Source organism: Isoptericola sp. NPDC058082, assembly GCF_042885055.1.
Classification (GTDB): Bacteria; Actinomycetota; Actinomycetes; order Actinomycetales; family Cellulomonadaceae; genus Isoptericola.
Map to the genome: position 1 here is coordinate 1 of NZ_JBHVSQ010000036.1, position 2,430 is coordinate 2,430.

2 rRNA genes and 1 pseudogene are annotated in these 2,430 nt (G+C 57.7%); 2 read left to right on the forward strand and 1 reads right to left on the reverse strand.

The annotated features are described in order from the left end of the window. Positions 1 to 1,932: ribosomal RNA gene (locus tag ACFVS0_RS21745) — 23S ribosomal RNA — on the forward strand; the annotation flags it as partial. A 79-nt stretch (positions 1,933 to 2,011) separates the two neighbouring features. Further along, positions 2,012 to 2,128: ribosomal RNA gene (gene rrf / locus ACFVS0_RS21750) — 5S ribosomal RNA — on the forward strand. Between the two features lie 48 nt (positions 2,129 to 2,176). Here the strand turns inward: rrf and ACFVS0_RS21755 are convergent. Then, positions 2,177 to 2,430, reverse strand: a pseudogene (locus tag ACFVS0_RS21755) (GNAT family N-acetyltransferase); the annotation flags it as partial.

Genomic DNA, 2,430 nt, shown 5'->3' on the forward strand with positions numbered 1-2,430 from the left:
GCGTAATAGCTCACTGGTCAAGTGATTCCGCGCCGACAATGTAGCGGGGCTCAAGCGTACCGCCGAAGTCGTGTCATTCCAGCATTAAGGGCCAACGCCTGCTGGGATGGGTAGGGGAGCGTCGTGTGCCGGGTGAAGCAGCCGCGGAAGCGAGTTGTGGACGGTTCACGAGTGAGAATGCAGGCATGAGTAGCGATACACACGTGAGAAACGTGTGCGCCGATTGACTAAGGGTTCCTGGGTCAAGCTGATCTGCCCAGGGTAAGTCGGGACCTAAGGCGAGGCCGACAGGCGTAGTCGATGGACAACCGGTTGATATTCCGGTACCCGCTTTGAAACGCCCAATACTGAATCAGGCGATGCTAAGTCCGTGAAGCCGGCCCGATCTCTTCGGAGTTGAGGGTAGTGGTGGAGCCGACGAACCAGACTTGTACTAGGTAAGCGATGGGGTGACGCAGGAAGGTAGTCCAGCCCGGGCGGTGGTAGTCCCGGGGTAAGGGTGTAGGGCGTGTGATAGGCAAATCCGTCACACATTAAGTCTGAGACCTGATGCCGAGCCGATTGTGGTGAAGTGGATGATCCTATGCTGTCGAGAAAAGCCTCTAGCGAGTTTCATGGCGGCCCGTACCCTAAACCGACTCAGGTGGTCAGGTAGAGAATACCGAGGCGTTCGGGTGAACTATGGTTAAGGAACTCGGCAAAATGCCCCCGTAACTTCGGGAGAAGGGGGGCCATCACTGGTGATTGGATTTACTCCATGAGCTGGGGGTGGCCGCAGAGACCAGCGAGAAGCGACTGTTTACTAAAAACACAGGTCCGTGCGAAGCCGTAAGGCGATGTATACGGACTGACGCCTGCCCGGTGCTGGAACGTTAAGGGGACCGGTTAGCTGACTTTCGGGTCGGCGAAGCTGAGAACTTAAGCGCCAGTAAACGGCGGTGGTAACTATAACCATCCTAAGGTAGCGAAATTCCTTGTCGGGTAAGTTCCGACCTGCACGAATGGCGTAACGACTTCTCGACTGTCTCAACCATAGGCCCGGTGAAATTGCACTACGAGTAAAGATGCTCGTTTCGCGCAGCAGGACGGAAAGACCCCGGGACCTTTACTACAGTTTGATATTGGTGTTCGGTTCGGCTTGTGTAGGATAGGTGGGAGACTTTGAAGCAGCCACGCCAGTGGTTGTGGAGTCGCCGTTGAAATACCACTCTGGTCGTGCTGGATGTCTAACCTGGGTCCGTGATCCGGATCAGGGACAGTGTCTGATGGGTAGTTTAACTGGGGCGGTTGCCTCCTAAAGAGTAACGGAGGCGCCCAAAGGTTCCCTCAGCCTGGTTGGCAATCAGGTGTTGAGTGTAAGTGCACAAGGGAGCTTGACTGTGAGACCGACGGGTCGAGCAGGGACGAAAGTCGGGACTAGTGATCCGGCGGTGGCTTGTGGAAGCGCTGTCGCTCAACGGATAAAAGGTACCCCGGGGATAACAGGCTGATCTTCCCCAAGAGTCCATATCGACGGGATGGTTTGGCACCTCGATGTCGGCTCGTCGCATCCTGGGGCTGGAGTCGGTCCCAAGGGTTGGGCTGTTCGCCCATTAAAGCGGTACGCGAGCTGGGTTTAGAACGTCGTGAGACAGTTCGGTCCCTATCCGCTGTGCGCGTAGGAATATTGAGAAGGGCTGTCCCTAGTACGAGAGGACCGGGACGGACGAACCTCTGGTGTGCCAGTTGTCCTGCCAAGGGCATGGCTGGTTGGCTACGTTCGGAAAGGATAACCGCTGAAAGCATCTAAGCGGGAAGCCTGCTTCGAGATGAGTGTTCCCACCCCCTTTGAGGGGTTAAGGCTCCCAGTAGACGACTGGGTTGATAGGCCAGATGTGGAAGCCCGGCAACGGGTGGAGCTGACTGGTACTAATAGGCCGAGGGCTTGTCCTCAGTTGCTCGCGTCCACTGTGTTAGTTCTGAAATAACGAACGGCCGTGTTGTTGCCCGGTGTTGGTTAATTTCATAGTGTTTCGGTGGTCATTGCGTTAGGGAAACGCCCGGTTACATTCCGAACCCGGAAGCTAAGCCTTTCAGCGCCGATGGTACTGCAGGGGGGACCCTGTGGGAGAGTAGGACGCCGCCGAACAATTATTCCGGGAAAGCCCCGCACCTTTGGTGCGGGGCTTTTCTGCGTTTACGGGCCGACCGTTCCCCGCGGCGGCAACCATACATAAGGGGTCGTGGTGGTCACTGCGTGGAAGCCCAGCCGGCGCAGGATCGGTGCGCTGTCGCCGGACGCGTCCACTTGCAGATAACGGACCCCGCGAACTGCTGCGATGTGGGCGCGGGCGGCGACCAGAGCGCGGTAGATGCCACGTCCGCGCCAGGCGGAGAGCGTCGAGCCGCCCCACAGGCCGGCGAATTCAGTGCCTGTGCGGAAGACCAGCC